General features: G+C 55.1%; 22 protein-coding genes and 1 pseudogene. 16 read left to right on the forward strand and 7 right to left on the reverse strand.

The window, feature by feature from the left end:
- Positions 1 to 32: 32 nt before the first annotated feature.
- Positions 33 to 1,802: a polyprenyl synthetase family protein gene (locus MFFC18_RS19545; RefSeq protein ID WP_084416977.1), complete on the reverse strand. Its 1,770-nt coding sequence runs from the start codon at positions 1,800 to 1,802 to the stop codon at positions 33 to 35.
- A 46-nt stretch (positions 1,803 to 1,848) separates the two neighbouring features.
- Positions 1,849 to 4,089, reverse strand: coding sequence for a prenyltransferase/squalene oxidase repeat-containing protein (locus MFFC18_RS19550; protein ID WP_075083502.1), 2,241 nt, complete (start codon positions 4,087 to 4,089; stop codon positions 1,849 to 1,851).
- 28 nt (positions 4,090 to 4,117) lie between these two features.
- Here MFFC18_RS19550 and MFFC18_RS19555 point away from each other — a divergent pair, with 28 nt between their 5' ends.
- Entirely contained in the window at positions 4,118 to 4,654 is a 537-nt protein-coding gene (locus MFFC18_RS19555) for a hypothetical protein (protein ID WP_075083503.1), read from the forward strand.
- 62 nt (positions 4,655 to 4,716) lie between these two features.
- Here the strand turns inward: MFFC18_RS19555 and MFFC18_RS19560 are convergent, their stop codons facing one another.
- Complete coding sequence (locus MFFC18_RS19560; protein ID WP_075083586.1) at positions 4,717 to 5,631, reverse strand: NAD(P)-dependent oxidoreductase; 915 nt, start codon at positions 5,629 to 5,631, stop codon at positions 4,717 to 4,719.
- Between the two features lie 415 nt (positions 5,632 to 6,046).
- Here MFFC18_RS19560 and MFFC18_RS19565 point away from each other — a divergent pair, with 415 nt between their 5' ends.
- From MFFC18_RS19565 to MFFC18_RS19615, 12 genes are all read left to right on the forward strand, one after another.
- Positions 6,047 to 6,568 carry a Na+/H+ antiporter subunit E gene (locus MFFC18_RS19565; protein ID WP_075083505.1) on the forward strand — a complete coding sequence of 174 codons (522 nt, stop codon included), beginning with the start codon at positions 6,047 to 6,049 and terminating at the stop codon, positions 6,566 to 6,568.
- Complete coding sequence (locus MFFC18_RS19570; protein WP_087149618.1) at positions 6,568 to 6,879, forward strand: monovalent cation/H+ antiporter complex subunit F; 312 nt, start codon at positions 6,568 to 6,570, stop codon at positions 6,877 to 6,879. The genes MFFC18_RS19565 and MFFC18_RS19570 overlap by 1 nt, the downstream gene beginning before the upstream one ends.
- Complete coding sequence (mnhG, locus tag MFFC18_RS19575; protein WP_075083506.1) at positions 6,876 to 7,205, forward strand: monovalent cation/H(+) antiporter subunit G; 330 nt, start codon at positions 6,876 to 6,878, stop codon at positions 7,203 to 7,205. The genes MFFC18_RS19570 and mnhG overlap by 4 nt, the downstream gene beginning before the upstream one ends.
- 31 nt (positions 7,206 to 7,236) lie before the next feature.
- Complete coding sequence (locus MFFC18_RS19580) at positions 7,237 to 7,776, forward strand: DUF4040 domain-containing protein (RefSeq protein ID WP_075083507.1); 540 nt, start codon at positions 7,237 to 7,239, stop codon at positions 7,774 to 7,776.
- The gene (locus MFFC18_RS19585) at positions 7,773 to 8,243 is read left to right on the forward strand and encodes a Na(+)/H(+) antiporter subunit B (protein ID WP_075083508.1); all 471 of its coding nucleotides are present in this window, start codon (positions 7,773 to 7,775) and stop codon (positions 8,241 to 8,243) included. Before MFFC18_RS19580 ends, MFFC18_RS19585 begins: the two co-directional genes overlap by 4 nt.
- On the forward strand, positions 8,240 to 8,791 hold the full coding sequence (locus MFFC18_RS19590) for a sodium:proton antiporter (RefSeq protein WP_075083509.1): 552 nt from the start codon (positions 8,240 to 8,242) through the stop codon (positions 8,789 to 8,791). Before MFFC18_RS19585 ends, MFFC18_RS19590 begins: the two co-directional genes overlap by 4 nt.
- Positions 8,788 to 10,278: a monovalent cation/H+ antiporter subunit D family protein gene (locus MFFC18_RS19595; protein WP_075083510.1), complete on the forward strand. Its 1,491-nt coding sequence runs from the start codon at positions 8,788 to 8,790 to the stop codon at positions 10,276 to 10,278. The genes MFFC18_RS19590 and MFFC18_RS19595 overlap by 4 nt, the downstream gene beginning before the upstream one ends.
- Entirely contained in the window at positions 10,275 to 10,430 is a 156-nt protein-coding gene (locus MFFC18_RS25080; protein ID WP_157665089.1) for a hypothetical protein, read from the forward strand. Before MFFC18_RS19595 ends, MFFC18_RS25080 begins: the two co-directional genes overlap by 4 nt.
- Positions 10,427 to 11,917 carry a proton-conducting transporter transmembrane domain-containing protein gene (locus MFFC18_RS19600; protein WP_075083511.1) on the forward strand — a complete coding sequence of 497 codons (1,491 nt, stop codon included), beginning with the start codon at positions 10,427 to 10,429 and terminating at the stop codon, positions 11,915 to 11,917. Before MFFC18_RS25080 ends, MFFC18_RS19600 begins: the two co-directional genes overlap by 4 nt.
- A 205-nt stretch (positions 11,918 to 12,122) precedes the next feature.
- The gene (locus tag MFFC18_RS19605) at positions 12,123 to 12,395 is read left to right on the forward strand and encodes a hypothetical protein (protein ID WP_238381210.1); all 273 of its coding nucleotides are present in this window, start codon (positions 12,123 to 12,125) and stop codon (positions 12,393 to 12,395) included.
- Positions 12,388 to 14,154, forward strand: a complete 1,767-nt coding sequence (locus MFFC18_RS19610; RefSeq protein WP_075083513.1) for a Na(+)/H(+) antiporter subunit D — start codon at positions 12,388 to 12,390, stop codon at positions 14,152 to 14,154. The genes MFFC18_RS19605 and MFFC18_RS19610 overlap by 8 nt, the downstream gene beginning before the upstream one ends.
- A gap of 355 nt (positions 14,155 to 14,509) precedes the next feature.
- Positions 14,510 to 15,490, forward strand: coding sequence for a hypothetical protein (locus MFFC18_RS19615; RefSeq protein WP_075083514.1), 981 nt, complete (start codon positions 14,510 to 14,512; stop codon positions 15,488 to 15,490).
- Positions 15,491 to 15,577: 87 nt separating this feature from the next.
- Here MFFC18_RS19615 and MFFC18_RS19620 read toward each other — a convergent pair whose 3' ends face one another.
- Positions 15,578 to 16,144: a hypothetical protein gene (locus MFFC18_RS19620; protein ID WP_075083515.1), complete on the reverse strand. Its 567-nt coding sequence runs from the start codon at positions 16,142 to 16,144 to the stop codon at positions 15,578 to 15,580.
- 127 nt (positions 16,145 to 16,271) lie between these two features.
- On the opposite strand from MFFC18_RS19620, the gene cysK reads away from it, so the two are divergent.
- Together cysK and MFFC18_RS19630 are read left to right on the forward strand one after the other, a co-directional pair.
- The gene (gene cysK / locus MFFC18_RS19625) at positions 16,272 to 17,210 is read left to right on the forward strand and encodes a cysteine synthase A (protein ID WP_075083516.1); all 939 of its coding nucleotides are present in this window, start codon (positions 16,272 to 16,274) and stop codon (positions 17,208 to 17,210) included.
- Positions 17,211 to 17,443: 233 nt separating this feature from the next.
- A pseudogene (locus MFFC18_RS19630) lies at positions 17,444 to 17,874 on the forward strand (Uma2 family endonuclease).
- Between the two features lie 2 nt (positions 17,875 to 17,876).
- Here the strand turns inward: MFFC18_RS19630 and MFFC18_RS19635 are convergent.
- The 3 genes from MFFC18_RS19635 to MFFC18_RS19645 form a co-directional block, all read right to left on the reverse strand.
- Positions 17,877 to 18,332 (reverse strand): very short patch repair endonuclease, encoded by a 456-nt coding sequence (locus tag MFFC18_RS19635; protein ID WP_075083519.1) that lies wholly within the window; start codon positions 18,330 to 18,332, stop codon positions 17,877 to 17,879.
- Positions 18,333 to 18,392: 60 nt separating this feature from the next.
- Complete coding sequence (locus MFFC18_RS19640; protein ID WP_202907518.1) at positions 18,393 to 19,352, reverse strand: hypothetical protein; 960 nt, start codon at positions 19,350 to 19,352, stop codon at positions 18,393 to 18,395.
- Positions 19,353 to 19,447: 95 nt separating this feature from the next.
- Positions 19,448 to 20,227 (reverse strand): class I SAM-dependent methyltransferase, encoded by a 780-nt coding sequence (locus tag MFFC18_RS19645; protein ID WP_075083521.1) that lies wholly within the window; start codon positions 20,225 to 20,227, stop codon positions 19,448 to 19,450.
- A gap of 113 nt (positions 20,228 to 20,340) precedes the next feature.
- Between MFFC18_RS19645 and thrC the strand changes: the two genes are divergently transcribed.
- On the forward strand, positions 20,341 to 21,708 hold the full coding sequence (gene thrC, locus MFFC18_RS19650) for a threonine synthase (RefSeq protein ID WP_075083522.1): 1,368 nt from the start codon (positions 20,341 to 20,343) through the stop codon (positions 21,706 to 21,708).
- The last annotated feature ends 104 nt before the right edge of the window (positions 21,709 to 21,812 follow it).

The following is a 21,812-nucleotide window of genomic DNA, read 5'->3' on the forward strand; positions in this document are numbered from 1 at the left end:
AAAATCACAGGCGTGAAACCTGATACCGACGCCTACCTGTTAACAATCGGCAAAACTTCTTCATAACTCAAATGAGTGATGTCGATCGTTGGCTTGACTTCGGTCGTGCGATCCAAAACCGTGTCCACAAGGTAATAGAACAACCGACGAAGCGATTCGGGTTCGATCGAATCCGCAATTTCCTCAGCTTTTTGCTGGTGCTTGTCGACCAACCGATAGGCTTTTTCGAACACGCCAGCCTCGAAGAACAAATGCCGCGCCCTTAACAACCGGGTTTCGGTGGACTTTTCGCAATCGTCTGCCAGCAGAGAAACCAGCTCTTCCCGCTGAGAATCTTTCAAACCCTCCAGGGCCAGTGCCAGCAAAACGGTCGGGCGTCCGCCCAGCAAATCAGCTCCCAGCGAACGCTTGTTTTCGTCGTCATGCTCCCAGTCTTTCAGATCGTTCAAAATCTGAAACGCAACGCCAAGGTTTCTGGCGAAAGCCCGCACTGGGCTCGCAAAGTCATCGGTCGGACCCGCCAAACGCAAACCGCTCATGATCGCGGCTTCGAACGCCGGCGCGGTCTTGAGTGCGTAGATCTTCAGCGCATCAATCGGCTTGAGACATTTATCTTTCGCGTCACGCCAGATCAATTCCGTGCCCTGGCCTTCGGAAAGCCGTTGATGGGAATCCGCCAGCGTATCAAGAATGTCCGCCGCGGTTTCAGCCCCCAGTGTTTTTCGATTTCGGCTAACCAGACGATAGCCCATGCCGACCAGATAGTCGCCCACGTTGATCGCCGTCGGAATGCCGTATTTTTGATGCAGCGTATCATCGCCATAGCGGAACGCATCACCGTCTTCGATATCGTCGTGAACCAACGACGCTTTGTGGAATGTTTCAATCGACATCGCGGCATGCAAAATTGAATCGTCCCAGCCTTCGATGACTTTATCGCCATCGGACTTCGTCGCCGCGCCACCGGTGACGGCATCGTAAACCGCCATCGTGATAAACGGACGAGAGTATTTTCCGCCAGCGGTCAAAAAATCATAAGCAATCGCTTCAGTCGCAGCCAACGGATCAAGTCCGCCAACACCCTGGCCGTTCGATTCCGCCAGCGATTTCCCGCCGCGAACACGAGGCACCAGCGACTCCAACACATCGTGTTCAAACAGCGTCGATGCTTTGCGCATCAAGTGAATGTAGCTGTTGGTCTGAGTCTGCACCTCGGCGTGCGGCACGCGAACCATTTGCTCAACCCAGTCTTCGTCGACCGATGTATTGCGGCAGTCGCTGGAGAGCAGCGGCACGGCCATGCAGGGAATTCCAGCCAACATGATTTTGTCGATGGCTTTTTCCAGCACGTTCAAACATGCCACGCCCACGATCGCATCGACGTGTCCGCTGACAATGATCTTCAAAACAATCGGTGATCCTTCGGCGACCAGAACTTTATAACCAAGCTCTTCCGCCGCGCCGCGGAAATCGGCGATGCTGCATGCTCCACAGGTCTTGCAAGCCAAACCAAATTCGTCGTAATCGGCCGGACAACCTTCGGCGTGCTTCAGGCAGTGCGGCAGCAAAAACAGACGGCGTGAGTGCGGGATGCCTTTGATCTGGTCTTCCCAGAACACGCTCGAGAGCACGACCATGATCCAACCCAGAAATCCTTCCGGCTGATTCTCATCCGCAAGGATCTTTCGCGAGATTGCTTCGAGCTCATCTTTCGATGGCGGATTGCTGCGATCAAGCGTCACCGCAATCTCACGACAACGTTCTCGCAGGTGCTCGCGCAATGACTTGCTGTCGGGCACCATCTTCAGATGAGCCGTCTTGCGTCTGCGCGAGCGCCGCGGTTTCTTTTCAGCAACAGATGTTTCTTCGGGTGCCACCAGGATTGTCTCGTTCGTGCAGTTGATTGATATCGTTTTGTGGCGAGTCGCTAATCGTCTTCAAAGCTTTCGCCAACGCGCCGGTCGCAAAAACCAGCGGATACATTTTCTCGTAGTACCAAAGTTTGGCGAAGTAAAATCCGATCGGCCAGTGGACTGAAACACAATCCAGATCGATCGAATCCAGCAACCATTGAACCCCGCGCGTGGCGTGAATTTTCAGCCGCTGGCGAGTTTGCTGATCCAACCCATCGCATTCGACTCCGTGAAGCAAAGTCTCGGTACACAACGCGGTCTCTTCGACCGAACTGGTGCCGAGAACGCCAAAGTCTCCCGGTTTCGAATGCTCCGACCTGAAAGTCCGATGAAGCGTCGGCCAATCGAGCGACTTTCCGCCGCCCCAGCCACCGTCTTCGTTCTGACTTCCAGCGATCCATTCTAAACCAATTCTGGCGGGCTCGGTATCGAACAAATTCGCATCCCGGTACGCCAGGAGCACTTTTGCCGTCCCGTACCACGGATTTATTTCGTCTTCTGTGTCCTGGTTCCCAAACCAGAGCGGCAACCAGTTGCCATCCGGCCGCTGTTGTTTCGACAAATAGCGGAATCCGCGGTCAATCGACTTCTGAATCTTCGGGTCAGAAAATTTATCTTGCCACGCAATCAGACCCCGAATCGAGTGGGCTGTAATATCGGATCCGCTACGATCAAACGGCAGCTTTCCCCAACCCGTGCAGAATGTTGGAAAGCCGGAATCGCGGTTTTGCAGATCGAGCAGCCATTGAACGGCGGCTCGAGCCGAGTTTTCGATTTCAGCACGCATGGTAGAAAGTTCGTCGGGCTCGCACCACAAATCTGCATGGTCATGGAAGTGCCGCAGTGCGATCAGGGCTCCTGGCGTATCGTCCGCGTCGGGAACGGAACCGGAAAGATCAGTCCAGCCAAAGCCGCCAGGTTGTGCGCCAGTGAAGGGATGTTTGTTTTTTGTCTGACAGCCGAGAATCCAGTCAACGCATTTCTTCCAGGTTTGCTTGTTCGCGGAGAGTTGCTCGCGAAAGTAATCCACATCGTTGGCCAACGCGTTGACGGTGAGCGTCGTGCCCCAAGTGGCGAGGTTGGTATCGATCGGCCACGTGCCCTGTTCGTGGTTGCGGCTTCCAGCCGCAGCAATTTGCATGTCCTCGCGTTCGTCGTAGCGACGGCTTCCAGCCGTCACATCATCCGGGTTGCCGTGCGACTTCAACGACTGAAAGCCCTCGCTACGAATGGCTTGTTCCGACCGCACATCGACCCCAGCATCCAACGGCAACCGGCCACTCTCTCCACCAAACGATTGCGGCTGGAAGCCGCAACCACGGCTAGGGCGAAACGACTCACGCAAAAACTCAACACCGGCCTCAACAACCGGATGACTTTCTCGCCCACACTTCACCAACGCCATCGCCACGAAACTCGTCAGCGGTACGGCCTCCAAAAACCCGCCGCTCTCCGGCTGCATCCGCTCAAGCACTCGGAGACTCGGCTCAACGCACAACCTGCGAATCGTCTTTCGCACGGGATCCCAAGGCGGATCGTTAACGAATTTTGCCTGACCGATCGCCACCAGCGCAGGAATCGCGTAGCTAACCACGGGTAGTTGCATCAGGTTGTAAAAACGCTGTGGCACGCAAGCCGCCTCGAAGGGCAGGGCGGAGACTTCACGCCACGGCAAGATACCGGCCATCGCACAGTGAGCCAAAATTGGAACGGCGAATGTTTTGTCGTTTCCATACCGCGTACGCAAGCCAGCGATCCCGCCTTTGGAGTCGATGTAGGCCTGAGCTCGCTCGATCTCCGCGGTGAACTGCTCGGCCTTGCCACAGGCGTGCAAGGACGCAACGGCCAGCATCGCAGTCGAAATATTCGAGTGGCTAAGTGGTGTATCGCCAAATCCACCGTCTTCGTTTTGCTGCCCAACCAGCCACGAAATCCCGGCGTCGACTTGCTGTTGAAGCTCCTGATCCTCGACGCCAGTGGCTTCCAGATAAAATGCGATCGCCGTGACAGCCGTGGCAGTGGCGAGAGCCGAAGACGATAACTCGCCCGTCCAGTGTCCGTTCGCATTTCGCTGATCGAACAGTTGCTGGCTGACCTTGCGCAAGCCATCTTCAATTTTTGCCTTCCATTCCATGCCGCCATCATAGCACGCCGCGGCGAAACTGCGATTTGACATTGGTGTCTCTCCTCACGAACATTGCACCATGGAATCCGAACACAACCCGTATGCCTCGCCCACGTCGGCTGAACCGACGTTCATCGCCGCTCACGTCGGCGAAACCAGAGACTTACCTGCGATGCCACAATTGCCGTTGGTGTTCAGGACTTCTCCTTCGGCGCTTGCGATCATGGTTCCCTGCGGCGTTGTGTTAACAGCCATCACGGCGATGTTGATTGGTGCGCCGTTCCAAATCGCCGGATTGGTTTCTACCTCCTACGATCCAATTGCTGCGTTAGCGTTTGCAGTTTTCACAGGTGTGACGGCGTTTGGATGCCTAATGGGAGTTCGGTGCAAAGTCGTGGTTAACGAATCGGCGATCGAGAAAACAGAATTCGCACGACAAGTCATTTTCTTTTCCCGGATCAAATCGTGGCCCCAGCATCCTGCCACGGGAACGGTGCAGCTGTCACTGTTTGACGCGGATGGATACTTGCCCGTTTCGAATTGGGCGATGGAGAAAGAGAAGAGCGATTTGCTGGCGATTGTGTTGCGGCATAGAGTCGGACCAGCGTCCGGATAGAGAAGAGGCAGATTGCGAAAGCATCGCCCCCGTTGAGCCAGTCAGCTCAGATCCGCAGGCCACTAGCTGGGCCATTCGAAACCTGAATCCCGGGCCAACGTTTTCTGCAACGCTTGCGTGCCGTCTTTGCCAAAGCCAGCTTTTTCCAATTCGATGTACAACTCGCGGGCAAGTTCCAGGCCGCGGAGCTTCAATCCCATTCGGCTGGACTCCTCAAACGCAATGTTCAAATCCTTTACGAAGTGCTCGACGAAAAAGCCAGGATCGAAATTGCCTTCGATGATCCGCGGGCCAAGGTTCGAAAGCGCCCAACTTCCTGCAGCGCCACTGCTAACGGACTTCAACACGGTCTGCAAATCCAAGCCCGATTTGAGCGCGTAAAGCAGCGACTCGCAGACGCCCAACATTCCTGCGGCGACCAAAATCTGGTTAACCATTTTGGTGTGCTGGCCGGAACCGGCCGGGCCCTGATGGACAACCGTTTTGCCCATCACATCGAAAAGCGGTTGGACCGCAGCGACCGCATCTGCTTCGCCGCCGATCATAATAGAGAGCGCGCCGCTCTTCGCGCCGACATCGCCTCCTGAAACGGGCGCGTCAATCGCCGCAACGGATTTAGCTTTCGCGGCTTCGTCGATTCGCACCGCCAACTCGGGCTTGCTGGTTGTCATATCCACGACGATGCTGCCGGCAGACGCGCCAGCGAGCAAACCTTCATCGCCCAGGAAAACGCTGTGAACGTCTTCGGGCATGCCGACGATCGCAAAGCTAACGTCAGACGCTTCGGCGACTTCCCTCGGTGAATCCGCCCAGGTCGCACCCGCGTCGAGCAAAGTTTGGGCTTTCGCTTTGGTTCGTGAGAAGATCGTGGCTTGATAACCAGCTTCCATCAGGTTGCGGCACATGCTCAATCCCATCACGCCGGTGCCAACCCAACCGATTCGCGTTTCATCCGGAGTTGTCAGTTTGTATTCCATTTGTCGATTCTCATCAGGTTTCGAAACCAACAGGATAACGCAGATCGCGACAAAAGAACCCTTGCCAGGAATACCGCCGGCAAAATGGCAACCCTCATCTGGCGACAAACGGCACTGTTATCCGAATGGTCATTTTGACTGGTTGGCTTTGGCTCGCGAGATGGAAATCGGATCTGCTGTTTTGCAAAAGCCTCTTAATTTCTTCAGACGGGCAGGACGAAGTCACATTGAAATCGTTCCCGCCGGCGTCTGCCTGCGTGCCCTCCTATATGTAAATCGCAAATCTGCCAACCGCCAGCCTCCATTTCAAACTGGGTAAGCGCGGCACCACACCGTTTAGCTACCTCGCCTTTTTGGTTTCCAGGCTCATCGATATACTGCCCGTTCACGACACCCTCCTCACCCCGCACGTCCCATGAAATACACGCTGACTCTCGGCATCGCGATGGCAGCAGTCTGGTATCTCTGGTCGGGCCACAATGAACCGCACTTGCTGATCATTGGAGGCCTTTCGGTTTTGCTGTGTCTGTGGATTGCGCGGCGAATGGGGATTGTTGACGAAGAAGGCGCCCCGGCGGAACTCGGGATTCGTCCATTCACTTCGTACATGCCGTGGCTGGCGAAAGAGATCGTGGTCTCGAATATCGAAGTCACGAAAACGATCCTTTCGTCGGATATGAAGCTGAAGCGAAACATGATCGAAGTCGGCGCGAATCAGAAAACGGCGCTCGGGCGAGTCATCCTTGCGAATTCGATCACGCTGACTCCCGGGACCGTATCGGTGCAAATGGAAAACGATCGCATTCTGGTTCACGCGTTGTCGTTCGAAGGAGCCGAAGAAGATCTTTCCGGCGAAATGGATCGCCGAGTCTGCCGTTTGGAAGGCAGCAAAGTCCCGATCCACCAGAACCCGAATTCTGACAGCGAGGCGAGCTGATGGAATCGGGATTTATGCATTATGGCTACGTTGCCTGTTCGCTGTCCATTTTGGTCACGATGACGCTGGCTCTCATCCGTGCGATGCTGGGGCCGACGGTTTTTGATCGAGTCCTGGCATTGAACATGTTCGGGACGAAGACGGTGTTGCTGATTTGCGTCGTCAGCTTCCTCACCGGACGGCAGGACTTTATTGATGTGGCGCTGCTTTACAGTTTGATGAACTTCATCGGCATGGTGGCGTTGCTGAGATTTTCACAGCTGGGCTACTTCGGCGAAACGGAATCCGAAAGCACCGAGGTGTCCGCATGATCGTCCTCGAAATCATTTCATGGGCTTTTCTGATTGCCGGTTCGTTTTTCTCGATCGTTGGAGGAATCGGAATCGTCCGCTTGCCCGAATTTTTCTCGCGACTGCACGGCGGCGGCATCACCGATACGCTCGGCGCAGGGCTGATTTTGCTGGGGCTGTGCTTCCAGATCAGCAGCCCGTTCATTTTGGCAAAGCTGTTGATGATCCTGTTCTTTTTGACGATCAGCAGCCCAAGTTCCTGCCACGCGTTGGCTCGGTCGGCGTTGTCTCAGGGAGTCAAACCGGAACTCGACATCAACACCTACGAATCGAACTGTAACAACTAACTGCAATCCAAAACTGCACTGAATCCAACCCATGATTTTCATCGTCATTCCAATCCTCGCGCTGCTCGCCATGACTGCGTTCGCGGTCGCGCGGATTCGTGATTTGTGGGCGGCGGTCATGTTTACCGGGATCTTCAGCTTCCTTGGCGCGAGCTGGATGTTGATCCTGGATGCACCGGACGTTGCGTTCACCGAAGCCGCTGTCGGAGCAGGGATCTCGACGTTTCTGATGCTCAGCACGTTGGCGCTGACGGGAAAGAAAGAGAAGCCGTCGAAGGTCGCGGTCGTCCCGCTGCTGGTCGTTGGCATCACGGGAGCCGCGTTGATCTACGGCACGCTGGACATGCCAGCCTACGGTGCTCCCGACGCGCCGATTCAGACTTATCCGAACCCGTCGTTTGTCGAAAAATCGAAACAGGACATGCACGGTTTGCCAAACGTAGTGACTTCCGTGCTGGCCAGCTATCGCGGTTATGACACGCTGGGCGAGACCGCGGTGATTTTCACGGCGGGCATCGCAGTGTTGTTGATCTTGCGGAAAAACGGGGATCAGGAGGATCGCAAGTCATGAATTCGTTCCCGATCATCCGGGTGATCACCAAGCTCATCATCCCTTACATCTTGCTGTTTGCACTCTACGTTCAGTTCCACGGCGACTTCGGTCCAGGTGGAGGATTCCAGGCTGGAGTCATCTTTGCGTCGGCGATTATTTTGTACGGCCTGGTGTTTGGATTGCCAGCCGCACAGCGTGTGGCTCCGGTTCGAGTCGTCGAAAAACTGATCGCGTTGGGTTTGTTGATTTACGCTGGAACCGGCGTGGCAACGATGCTGATTGCGAAAGGCAATGGCCACGGCGAAGCCTCACAGGCCAACTTTTTGGATTACGAATCGCTCAACCACAACATCTCGTGGCTTGGACCGCTTTCCGGGCAACACCTCGGAATCTTTCTGGTCGAGCTTGGTGTCGGCATCACAGTCACCGCGGTCATGACGATCATCTTTTATGCGTTCGCAGGAAGGGAGCCGGTGGCAGAATGATTGCTCAGTTCACATTCGATCATGTGCTCGGTTTGTACAACTACTGGATTGTTATCTGTTTGATGATGACCGGTTTCTATATTGTTATCGCCCGCGGCAATCTGATCAAAACGATCATCGGCCTGAACATTTTCCAAACTTCGGTCGTGCTGCTGTACGTGACGATGGGAAAAGTCCGTGGCGGGACCGCGCCGATCATGCCGCTGGATTCAGGCCACGGACACGACGATCACGGCCACGAAGAAATTCACAACGATGCCGTCGAACATGGCCACGCGGTCATTGACCAGATCCCGACCAGTTACGAGCACACAGATTCAACCGTTCAGCTGGCCGGATTCGAAGACGCTGCTCAGGGGCATGCCGAAGCCGCCAATCAGGCTTCGGAGATCATTTACTCCAATCCGTTGCCAAGCGTTCTGATGCTGACGGCGATCGTGGTTGGCATCGCGACGACGGCGTTGGCGCTGGCGCTTACGATTCGCATTCGTGAAGCGTACGGAACGATCGAAGAAGACGAAATTCTCGAACTGGATCGTGCCGCGTGATCGACTTCGCTTCTCAACTTCCGATCCTGATGATCGTGATTCCGCTCTTCTCGGCGCCGCTCTGCGTGCTGCTGGGAGGCCGGCAGCTCAGCTATGTGATTGCGCTGATCGTCACGTGGTGCACGTTCGCAATTTCGCTGGCTTGCCTTTTTCAGGTCATACAAACCGGCCCGATTCACTACGAAATCGGCAACTGGAATCCGCCTTACGGGATCGAATTGGTCATCGACGGGCTGAGCGGATTTGTGCTGATGTTCGTTTCGGCTTTGGCCGCGATTGTGCTGACGTACGGCAAGCCCTCGATCGACAAAGAGATCCCACACTCGAAACACTATCTGTTTTACGCCACGTACCTGCTGTGCATGACGGGCCTGATGGGCATGTGCATCACGGGCGACCTGTTCAACGTGTTCGTGTTCCTGGAAATCAGTTCGCTTTCTTCCTACGCGTTGATTTCGCTGGGTAAGTCACGACGGGCACCGTTGGCGGCGCTGCAGTATCTGATTCTGGGAACCATCGGAGCCACGTTTTTCCTGATCGGAATCGGGCTGCTTTATCAGATGACCGGCACGCTCAACATGGCTGACATCGCAGGGCGACTGGATGTCGAAAACGGCGGACGCACGCTGACCGTTGCGTTTGCGTTCATGACGATCGGGCTGTTCATCAAGATGGCTCTGTTTCCGCTGCACACCTGGTTGCCGAACGCTTACACCTACGCTCCTTCCGTCGTCACGGCTTTCATTGCCGCGACGGCGACCAAGGTTTCTGTTTACGCCTTTATTCGATTGATCTTTGGGATCTTCACGCCTGAGTTCGCGTTTCAAACGCAACACCTCGACAACGCGCTGCTGGCGATGGCGCTGACCGGGATCTTTGTGGCTTCGACGGCGGCGATCTATCAGGACAACGTGAAGCGACTGTTGGCGTATTCAAGTATCGGACAAATCGGTTACATGCTGTTGGGCATCGGCCTGGTAAGCGTCGGCGGACTGACCGCGACGATTGTGCACATGTTCAATCACGCGTTGATCAAAGGCGGACTGTTCATGGCGATGGGTTGTTTCGCGCTGCGAATCGGATCGGTGAAGCTGGTCGATCTCCGCGGCGCTGCGAAGACGATGCCGTGGACTTCGCTGGCGTTCGCGATTGGAGGACTTGGCTTGATCGGCGTCCCTTTGACGGCTGGCTTTATCAGTAAGTGGCTGTTGTTGACGAGTTCTTTTGAAGCCGGGCGTTGGCCTGTGGCAGCGTTGATGCTGGTGAGTTCGCTGTTGGCTCTGGTTTATGTTTGGCGAGTCGTCGAGGCGTTGTATTTTGCCGAACCGTCGGAGTCGGCGACGAAAGCCGAGGAAGCCCCGATGTCGATGTTGATCCCGCTCTATGTTGTGATTGGAGCGACGATTGTATTCGGCGTTTGGACGGATTGGTCTGCCGGGATGGCTCAGCATGCGGCTGAGTTTCTGTTTGCGGGAGGTGTGAAATGAGATTGATTTCCCGCAACGGTGGCACGGGCGCTGAGCGTGTGACTGCATTGACGAGTATCGCGAACGGCAAAGAAAGCAGCATGAATCACAGGCTGGAAGCCTATGCCACCGACAGGATCCAAGTCCATACCACCGAAGGAGCCGCAGTATGACTCCTGAGAACATGATTCTGATCGCGATGGGCATTCCGTTGCTCGCGGTAGCCTGGGTTGCGATTTTTGGGAAGCTCCCGGATGTGCGTGAGACTGGCTCGATTGCTGCGGCTGTTGCGACGTTTACCGTTTGCTGTTTGCTGGCCTCGCACGTCTTCGCCGGAGCACGACCGACGGTTTTGATCGGTGAGATGATGCCCGGGTTCTCGATTTCGTTCACGGTTGAGCCGCTGGGGATGGCGTTCGCACTGATCGCTTCGGGGCTGTGGATCCTGACCACGATTTATGCGATCGGCTACATGCGCGGTCATCACGAAATCAACCAGACGCGGTTCTTTTGCTGTTTCGCGATTGCGATTTTCGCGGCGTTGGCTGCTGCGTTTTCTGGCAACCTGTTCACCCTGTTTGTGGCTTACGAAGTCATGACGATTTCGACCTATCCCCTGGTCACGCATCACGGCGACGAAAAAGCTCGTGCTGGCGGACGAGTCTACCTTGGGATTCTGCTTTCAACTTCGGTTGCGTTTTTCATGCTGGCGATCGTTTGGACCTGGCACCTCGCCGGAACGCTGGACTTTACGCCAGGCGGCATCCTGAGCCTTCCGTATCGCGGCCGGCAAATCGAAACGCTGGGACTGGCCGTCCTGCTGGGCCTGTTCGCGTACGGAATCGGGAAAGCAGCATTGATGCCGTTTCACCGCTGGCTTCCTGCCGCGATGGTGGCTCCGACTCCGGTCAGTGCTCTGCTGCACGCCGTGGCGGTTGTTAAAGTCGGCGTGTTTAGTGTGCTGAAAATCGTGGTTTACATCTTCGGCTTTGACCTGGTTCGTGAATCCGGCATCAGCGAATGGCTGTGCTATGTGGCGGGAGCCTCAATCCTGATCGGGTCGCTGGTCGCGATGACGAAGGACAACCTGAAGGCTCGATTGGCGTATTCCACGATCAGCCAATTGGCTTACATCACGCTCGGCGCGGCTCTGGCAACACAAGCCAGCATCATCGGTAGCGGCATGCATATCGCGATGCACGCGGTCGGAAAAATCACCCTGTTCTTTTGTGCCGGAGCGATCTACGTCGGTGCCCACAAATCAAACATCAGCGACATGCGAGGACTCGGTCGGGCCATGCCGTTCACGTTCGGTGCGTTTCTGCTGGCCAGCATCAGCATCATCGGCTTGCCGCCGGGCGGAGGCGCGTGGAGCAAATGGTTCCTGGCCGTTGGAACTGCCGATCGCGGCATGTACTTTTTGTTGGCCACGCTAATGATCAGCTCGCTGTTGAATATTGCTTACCTTGTCCCGATCCCGATTCAAGCTTTCATGACGCCCAAGGGCGAGGAACCGCAGAAGTTCCATGAAGCGCCGATGATGTGCGTGGTGCCGTTGTGCATGACAGCGGTTGGAAGCGTGTTGCTGTTTTTCTTTGCCCAGCCCATTTACGACGTGCTGCTACCGATCACGGAAGTTGTCACCGAGGTGACGCCATGATCGATCTATGCAGTACTTCGACCATGTCGAACTCGACTCGCCGGAGCAACAACTTGCCCAACGCCAAGCCGCAGGCGTTTCGCCAGCGCACTAGTTCGTTCAACGGCAAGCCGCAGGCGACTGCGTTTCCGCCCTTCCACAATCCAGGCACCTTCAGCTCGCCATCTACCAATGCCACGGCAAACGAAAGGCGGATGGGAACCTAATGGAAGATCAAGATCACAAAACTCCCTCCGACCCATCGTGGTTCGAAAAGAAAGCCAACCTTCGGCTGATGATCATCGGACTGATTGTGGTTTGTATCGGACTGCTGCTCGCGGAGTTCACTTTCGAGAACGATCACGCACACTTTCCAAAGTACGAAAACATCTTTGGCTTTCAGGCCATGTTCGGATTCGTGGCCTTCGTCGTCATCGTTTTTCTGGGCATGGGTTTGCGACTGATCATTGAACGGGATGAGGACTACTACGATGGATAGCCTCAGAAATCTCCCGCCGGGCACGATCATGATGCTCGGTGCCTTGCTGCTGCCTTTCCTGGCAAAGCTTGGCAACAAACTTCCCGCAATCGGCGCACTCGTGCTCTCTGTTGTGAGCCTGTTGTTGTTCTGGTTCACGCCGGACGGCAGCTACGGCAACGTCGAATTCTTCGGCAACACATTGAACATGGTGCGCATCGATTCGCTCAGCCGGATCTTCGGAGTCATCTTCCACCTCGCCGCGATCATGGCGTCGATTTATGCGTTGCATTTGGAAGACACCAAACAACACATCGCCGCAATGATCTATGCCGGCGGAGCGATTGCTGCGGCCTGCGCCGGCGACCTCGTTACGCTGTTCGTGTTCTGGGAACTAACCGCGGTATCCAGCGTTGTGTTGGTTTGGGCCGGGGAAGGGAAGGGGGCCTACAAATCCGGGATGCGCTATCTGATCATTCAGGTGATCTCCGGCGTGCTGCTGCTTTCGGGCGCGATCCTCGAATACTCGCAAGACGGCAGCCTGATGTTCGAAGCCTTCGGTGATGGCGGTTCGCTGTGGGATCTCAGTCCGGGCGCTCAACTGATCTTGCTGGCGTTCGGCATCAAGGCCGCGTTCCCGCTGCTTCACAACTGGCTGCAGGACGCATACCCGCAGGCTTCAGTTACAGGTACGGTGTTCCTGAGTGCGTTCACGACGAAGCTCGCAATCTACGCGTTGGCTCGTGGATTCGCAGGCACTGACGAGCTGATTTATATCGGCTGCGCGATGACGTTGTTTCCGATCGTGTTCGCCGTCATCGAAAATGATCTTCGCCGCGTGCTGGCGTACAGCCTCAACAACCAACTGGGATTTATGGTTGTCGGCATTGGCATCGGAACCGAACTGGCGATCAACGGAGCAGCCGCTCACGCGTTTTGCCACATCATCTACAAAGCACTCCTGTTTATGTCGATGGGTGCGGTTCTGTATCGAGTCGGCACAACGAAAGCCACCGAGCTTGGCGGGCTGCACAAGTCGATGCCGTGGACGACGGGCTTCTGTTTGATCGGCGCCGGATCGATCTCAGGCTTTCCATTACTTTCGGGTTTCGTGTCCAAGTCCATGATCATCACGGCGGCTGGCGAAGAGCACATGTTCTGGGTGTGGATCGTTTTGTTGATCGCTTCAGCGGGCGTGATGGAACACTCCGGCATCAAGATTCCTTTCTTTGCCTTCTTCGCTCACGACAGCGGCAAACGCGTCAAGGAAGCTCCACTGAACATGCTGATCGCGATGGGCATGGCGGCGGCGTTGTGCATTGGAGCCGGCGTCTTCTACTGGTATCTCTACGACTTGCTTCCATCGGAACCGGTGACTCATCATGTCGACCATGAAGGACATTCGCATGCCGAACCGTACAAGCCCTACACGGCGCCGCACGTGGTAATGCAATTGCAGTTATTAATGTTTGCGGTGCTGGCGTTTGTGTTTTTAATGCAGACGAAACTCTATCCGGCTGAGAAGCGTTCCACGAATCTGGACACGGACTGGATCTACCGCCGCTTCATCCCGACGGGCCTGGAAGGAATAGGCAAGGTCTATCACAAACTTGACGCGGCTTGGCGTTCGCTGGCAGTTGCCGGAATCGGCGGCGCTATTGCGACGATGGGCAAGTTCTTCAACGAACGCGGCGTATTCGGCCGTCCATGGGCGACCAGCACGATGGCTTTCTGGGCCGCAGTTCTGCTCGGCGGATTCCTGCTGATCTATTTCACATAGAACATAGCAACACGTTGGTCTCCACCACGTACCGTTCGGTGGCATCGGCTTCCAGCCTGTGATTGATCTGTTTCAATTATGGCAATGTGGCCTCCACCATGTTCATAACTCCCTCACAGCGAAAACCACCGTGCAACTTTGGCCTTCGCCTCTCTGCTTCGATGCACGTGCATGCACACAAGCTTGTAGTTCTTACAAAAAATCGCTTGCCACGAACTTCCTGTTCATCACCTCGTAGATTCTTCACATGACCGGGCGGGAAGTCTGGTCAGCACAGGACGTTGAACACTCCAGGAAGGAGCCGATGTTTTTGGCGGATGGATCTGCCGTGTGAATTGAACTTCAAGGAGCCACGATGTTTTCCGCTAACCGAACCCAGATTGCTGTCACACTTTGCTGCCTTTTGACGACCACCGTCTGCTCTGCCCAGGACAAATCGATTGAGTTTGACGTCCCGGCAGTCGTTGGAGCCAGAGAAATTCTTCCGTCCCCGTTTGAAGAAACCAAAATCATCGAAGTCATCCTGCCGGTGTCGACGGCCATCGCACCCAAGCTTCGAGGCAACGTTAACGAATTCCGTTTTGATGTCAGTTGGAATCAGGGTGTCTACCCGATATTTGACTACGGCCCACGGACTCAAACCGCGACTGCAATCAAAGGCCTGTTGACGGTTGAGAAAAACGAAAGCCAAAGCTTTGGCATCGACTCAAGCCTGACAGGAACTCCCGTGGATCTGGCGTCGATCAACCTCTCGTCCGATCTTGGCAGCAGTAATTCGGAACGAAAAAGCTATCAGGAAATTCCGCAACACGATGTGCTTGTGGCCAGCGGAACAATCGATCGTGGCACAGGGGCATTCTTTCGATTCCATCCTTCCAAAACGCAGACGCTTGAAGGAAGTCATGATCTGATTTTGGCGTTTCGAGTTCCGAAGGAATGGCGGAATGGGATGCTGAAGGTGGAGTGCCGTGGAATTGGCAAACGTAAAGTCATTGGTCTATGGAGCGAACCGTTCGAAGTCAGCCGTTCGTTTGTTGCCCCGCTGTATCTTGAAAGCAACTCGACATCGCATGACCTCGCGATCGGCTATGCTCGCGCCGAGCAGGAGTTTCGAAAGTCATGGCAAGTATTCGAAAAGGAGTTGAGAGACATCCGGAACTACATCCCGCCGCGAGTACCGCTTTGCCGTCAACCAGCTATTCAGGAGATGCCTCATCTATTGATCCAGTCGGGCGACGACAAACACTTGAGTCATTTCGAAGGCTACTTGACCGATGAAGTCGCCATCGCTGCGGGAAAGTTTGTCCAGGCACGCAACAGCCTCAAGGCTAATTAGCACTTTCGGATTGTCGCCCGCGAGCTTCAGCCGCAGTCTTGTGACAGGACTGCGGCTGGAAGGACGACGTCGGCGGCTGCGCTCACTTCATTCAATCGGATTTTCAGATACGTTTTTGCCTGAAACGCTTTTATCAGAAACCCTTTGGCTTTTGTACTCGACGGCCGCCTTGTTGCTGCGACGCAAACTCTGTGGCAGTAGATAGACGAGGAACAGAGCCAGCAGCGCGATGCCTGCCAACAAAAGCGATGAAACGGCTGTGAAACCCATTTCGCTTGTCACTCCGTTGTGAAGATCGAAGCCCGAACCGATCGCCGTAGTGGCCGGAATGCAAGTGAACATCAGCAGGCACTGGCAACATGGAACTGCAACAATCCCGGCGAGCAAACTCAAGCCGATTCGCAGACCTTGCGACTTGTTTGTTGCTCTCATCCCAGCGAAAACTGACCAGAACGCGACGGCAAAGAACAGAATCGGCGGCACGAAAACAAGAGTCACGCTCAGCCCATTGACGAAAGTCTCGAACGCGACCAACGCTACGGATACCGCAATCAGGATCAGCATTCCACGTAGGTCGTAGTTGGTGGCTTCCGGTTCTGCGTGAACATCGGCAGCGTTTTCAGGCGTTTTGAACGGGTTGGGAGTGTCCGACATTTGAAAACTCTTTCTGGGAAATGGCTGCCTTCATCGAGGGTGTTCAATGGAGGCTGCATTTCAGATTCTATCAAATTCACTTACAATCCGCGGTCTGACAAACTCACTTTGACCCGGAGATTTCGCGATGCCACGAGGCCAGACTTTTGAGAACGCGGTTGCTGCTATCGGCAACACACCCATGATCCAGATCAACCGCCTGATTCCGGCTGAGCACGGTACTGTTTTCGCCAAGTGTGAGTTCTTCCAGCCGCTCAACAGCGTCAAAGATCGATTGGGCGCGGCGATGATTAACGCAGGAGAAGCCGACGGCACCATCAAGCCGGACACGCATGTGGTTGAGCCGACGAGCGGCAACACGGGAATTGCGTTAGCGTTCGTTTGTGCGGCCAAGGGCTACAAGCTGACGCTGACGATGCCCGAATCGATGTCGGTCGAGCGACGTGCGCTTTTGAAAGCCATGGGCGCGAACCTGGTGCTGACTCCGGCCAGCGAGGGTATCCCGGGAGCCATCCGCAAGGCAGAGGAAATCGTCGCCGGTGATGCGAAAGCCTGGATGCCGCAGCAGTTTGAAAACCCCGCCAACCCTGCAATTCACGAGGCCACCACGGGGCCTGAAATCTGGGAAGACAGTGCTCACAATATCGATGCCATCGTCGCGGGAGTCGGAACTGGCGGAACGATCACCGGTGTGGCTCGATTTATTAAAAAACTGAATCCGGACTTCAAAGCTTTCGCCGTTGAACCCGCTGGTTCGCCGGTCATCGGAGGCGGCTCGCCGGGTCCTCACAAGATCCAGGGTATCGGGGCAGGCTTCGTGCCCAAGAACCTGGATACTTCTTTGCTCGACGGAACGATCACGGTTGAGAACGAAGAAGCATTCGAATGGGGTCGTCGTCTGGCCAAGGAAGAAGGCATCGTTGCCGGAATCAGCAGCGGAGCAAACATGTGTGCTGCGGCTCAAATCGCGGCTCGACCTGAATTCCACGGCAAGCGAATCGTGACGATTGCGTGCAGCTTGGGCGAAAGGTATCTGTCGACGCCCCTGTTTGAAGACCAGGCGTAAGTCAAAGATCACAGATCGGAAAGAACCTCACGCAAAGGCGCGACGGCGCAAAGAATTCATGCTTTACTTTGCGAGCTTCGCGCCTTTAACTGCGGCAATTTTGAAACCTCTGAAAAATTCCGGCCTACAATTCAAGCATGTCTTCAGCAGAGAAATACATCCCGCGATACACGGTGGACGATTACCAGCACTGGGAAGGTGATTGGCAGTTGGTAGAAGGCATTGCGATTTCGATGAACCCTTCTCCGTTTGGACCGCATGAACGTGCCGTTTCCAGGATTTCACTTTGTATTGGCAATGCGATCGAAGAAGCTGACTTCGAATGCGAATCGTATGCCGGGCTGGATTGGATCGTTTCTGACGAAACCGTTGTGCGTCCGGACGTGATGGTCGTTTGTGGCGAGCAACCCGAGCGTCATCTGGAAAACCCCCAATCGTCGCTGTGGAAGTGCTTTCTGCATCTACCCGAAAGCTGGACGTCGGTTCGAAGCGGCGGATTTACAAAGACGAAGGTGTTCTGGTTTATCTGATCGTCGACACCGATGATCAGACCCTCGAAGTCAATGACTTTCAAAATGACACTTCGGCTATCGTAAAAGACACCGCCGTTTTTTCAGCAGGCGAACTGAAATTCGAACTCGACCTCACGAGAATCTTTCGTTGAAGTCAGGGAAAATTTTTGGATCGTCGCCGCGAACTATCCGCTTCGATCCAGTTGCTCATTCGATTGGCCAATGAGTTCAGCTGTTTTTCGCTGCGGGAACGCACGGCACATTCCCAGACGGTCATCACGTGCCAGCCAAGCTTTCGCAGTTCCTGAACGTTGCGCGCGTCGCGTTCGCGATTGCCGAGGATTTTCTTCCTCCAAAACGCAGCGTTGGACTTGGGCCATTTGAACAAATGGCACTCGTGACAATGCCAGAAACAACCGTGCACGAACACGGCGACTTCGTATTTAGGCAGAACAATATCCGGCTTGCCCGGCAGGTCTTTGCGATGAAGCCGGTAGCGGAAACCGTGAGCAAACAACAACTTTCGCACGATGACCTCCGGCTTCGTATTGGCAGTGCCGATGCCTGACATCATGCGGGAGCGTGTTTTGGCGTCAACGATGTCAGTCATGAGTTTTGTTTGTCAGAGTCAAACGTCGAACTGGATTCCAACCGTGGCAAGTGTTCCGGATTAACGATTGGCGAGTGCAACGAGTGATTCAATTCGATCAGCCAGTTCGGATCGCAAAGGTGCCGCACGATCTGCGACTTCACGCTGAGCCTGCTCGTATTGGGCACGTCCCTGGGCGGTCTCGATCAGGATCGGTTCGTAGTCGCCATAGCTCGACAGATCGTAAGGACTGGCTCGCATGTCGATCTCGCGAGCAAACAGAGCCAGCCGAAAACAGCGAAGCAAAAACTCGCTTCCGATCCAGGGCATGGCTTTGAAAGCCCATTTGTACAAATCCATGTTGGCGTGAATGCAGCCGGGCTGTTCCAGATCCGGGCGAGACTCCAGCGTCGGCTCAATCCTGTTGAGAGGCTTGGCATCGATCGCGTAAAACCGAAACGCATCAAAATGAGTGCACGTCAACGGACGCGATTCAACGATCGCATCGATCTCGGCTTGCGGCAATCGCAGTGGCGTCGTTTTCTCGTGACGAACTTCATGCCCGCGGTAAACCATCGCCCACTCGTGCAATCCCAGACAGGAGAAATTCCCTTTCCGCGATTCAGTTTGACGCAACAGTTCCGCCGTCCACCTGAGCCGCTGAAACGACTTCTCATCCATCAAGGTCGGATCAGCGAAAACGATTTCGCTTTCCTTCCGATAGTGACGATCCGAAAAGTGATTCGGTACGCCACCCGGACATTCGAGTCGCACGTTGGCTCCCGGATGCCAGTGTTCCAACTGCCCGGAAGAGTAGCGATAGTAGACAAACAGAAAGTCATCGACCGGATGCGATTTGCCTTTGCGACGACGTTGTCGAAACGGGACCGTCCACTGACTGACCTCGTTGGCATAGTCGTCCGCGAGACGCTGCCATTGGCTCTGAGTCAGTTTGGTTTCGGTCGCCCCGGTTTGCATAATGGTTGTCGTTGTAAGGTCGGTTACCAAAGGTGGGATAGGCTTCCAGCCTGTCATTTGCATGGTTCAATATTAAATTGGCCCCACGGCCTGGTCACAGCAGAAACATTTTCGCAAAGACTTCCGCCAGATGACCATTTCGATCACAGGCTGGAATCCTATGCCACCTTGAGCGCTCGAGTCGCAATCAGCAAGTTAATACGATCCGACAACGCTGCGAGTTCCGGCCAGCGATCTTCGTAGAAACCCGTGATCACAAAACCAGCTTCGATCTGGCCGCCAATTTGATCTTCGAGAGAATGCCCAAACCACAACGGTTCGTCCTGATCGATCAACGCCTGTCGTTCTGCTTCCGGCAAATCGTAATCGCTGTAGGGAATTTTGTGACGGACTTCCAGGTCGCCGGCTTCCATTTTTTCGTAATCGAAAATGTGCGTGAGCGGATTGATGAAGCCGACCATCAGCGAACCGCCAGGCTTCAGGACTCGATGGCACTCTTTCCAAACCGGATTCACGTCAGGGACAAACGAGTTCGAGCATGGGTTCACGATCACATCGAATGATTCGTTTTCAAAAGCCGACAAGTCACGCATGTCGCCGAGCACCGTTTCAATCGCCAGGCCTTCACGACTTGCCACCAATCGATCCTGCTCCAGTTGGCTCGGGCTATTGTCCAGCGTCGTAACTTCGGCTCCGGCAGCCGCAAGGATCGGAGCCTGTTGTCCGCCGCCTCCGGCCAGACAGAGAATCTTCTTGCCTGCGACCGGCTTCAGCCAATCGTCGGGAACTGGCTTTTCAGGCGTGAGCACAATTTTCCAGTCACCGGCCTTTGCGGCGGCGATTTGTTCGCCTGTGACCGGCACCGTCCAGCGATTGCCTTTTGAGACCAGCGAATCCCAGGCTTTTCGGTTGTGTTTTGCGGGATCAGACTGAGCCATGTTCCTCTCGCGACGGTGAGAAAATGAAGTTAATTATTGGAGGCAGCTTTTGCCGAATCGGACAATAATTGATAGGCTCTGTACATTAAACCATTTACCCAATTCGCCGAATCATGTCGACACTTACCACCGAACCATCAAGTTCTGCAACGGATGCCCAGACCTATTTTCGCTGCTTCGCCGGCTGTGAAGGCAAGCATTCGATCTACGACGTGATCTATACTTGCCCGACCTGCGGCAGTCTGTTGGAAGTTTACCACGAACGCGAACCTCTGAAAGCTCGCAACCCGTACCAATGGCAGCAACTGGTTGACTCGCGTGCCAGTACCACCAAGTGGCCCTACGGCAGTGGCGTCTGGGCGATGCGAGAGTGGGTCGTCCCGAGCTTGCGTGACGAAAATATCGTCAGCATGTGTGAAGGCAACACAAACCTGTTTTGGGCCGAACGGCTTGGGCGACAACTCGGCGTGCCGGACCTGTGGATCAAACTCTGCGGCAACAGCCATACAGGTTCTTTCAAAGACCTTGGCATGACCGTTCTGGTCAGCGTGGTCAAACAGATGATGAGCATGGAAGGCAATCCGGTGAAAGCCGTGGCCTGTGCGAGCACCGGAGACACCAGCGCTGCTCTGGCCGCCTACGCTGCTTACGCCGGCATCCCGGCAGTCATCTTTTTGCCGGCCGGAAAAGTAAGCACGGCGCAGCTGATCCAACCGGTTTCCAACGGAGCCCACGTGCTGGCCCTGGACACGGATTTCGATGGTTGCATGAAGATCGTTCAGGAAGTGACGAACGATCAGAGCATCTACCTCGCCAACTCGATGAACAGCCTGCGTATCGAGGGGCAAAAAACCGTCGGCATTGAGATCGTCAAACAGTTTGACTGGGAAGTGCCGGACTGGATCATCATTCCGGTCGGCAATCTCGGAAACATCAGCGCTCTGCACAAGGGCTTTAAACTCATGATGGATCTTGGCTTGATCAACAAGATGCCTCGACTGGTCGCGGCTCAGGCGGCGAAGGCCGATCCGTTTTACCAATCGTACAAGAATGGTTTCAAGGACAAGATCTCCGTGACAGCGGGTGAAACTTTGGCGAACGCAATTCGCATCGGCGATCCGGTGAGCTACCACAAGGCAGTCAAAGCTGTTCAGGAAACCGATGGCGTCGTCGAGCAGGCCACCGAAGCGGAACTTGCGGAAGCCGCGGCGGAAGCGGATCTGACAGGCATGTACTGCTGCCCACACACGGGCGTGGCGTTGGCAGTTTTGAAGAAGCTAGTCAAGTCTGGACAGATCAAGTCGAACGAGCGGGCGATTGTGATTAGCACGGCTCACGGTTTGAAGTTCACGGATTTCAAAGTTCGCTACCACGAGTCAAAGCTGGACGACATCAAGAGCGAACTGGCGAATCCACCGGCTTACGTTTCCGCCGATGCCAATGCCGTCAAGGACGAGATCGCGAAGCGATTGGGGCTGTAACGTGGATGCGGCTTTCGGCCACAGCATCTCCCGGTGGCACAGGCTTCCAGCCTGTGGACGCGCTGGCAGGTGGCATAGGCTTCCAGCCTGTGATTGCGCTGGTT

Origin of the sequence: Mariniblastus fucicola (assembly GCF_008087665.1) — a bacterium.
Classification (GTDB): Bacteria; Planctomycetota; Planctomycetia; order Pirellulales; family Pirellulaceae; genus Mariniblastus; species Mariniblastus fucicola.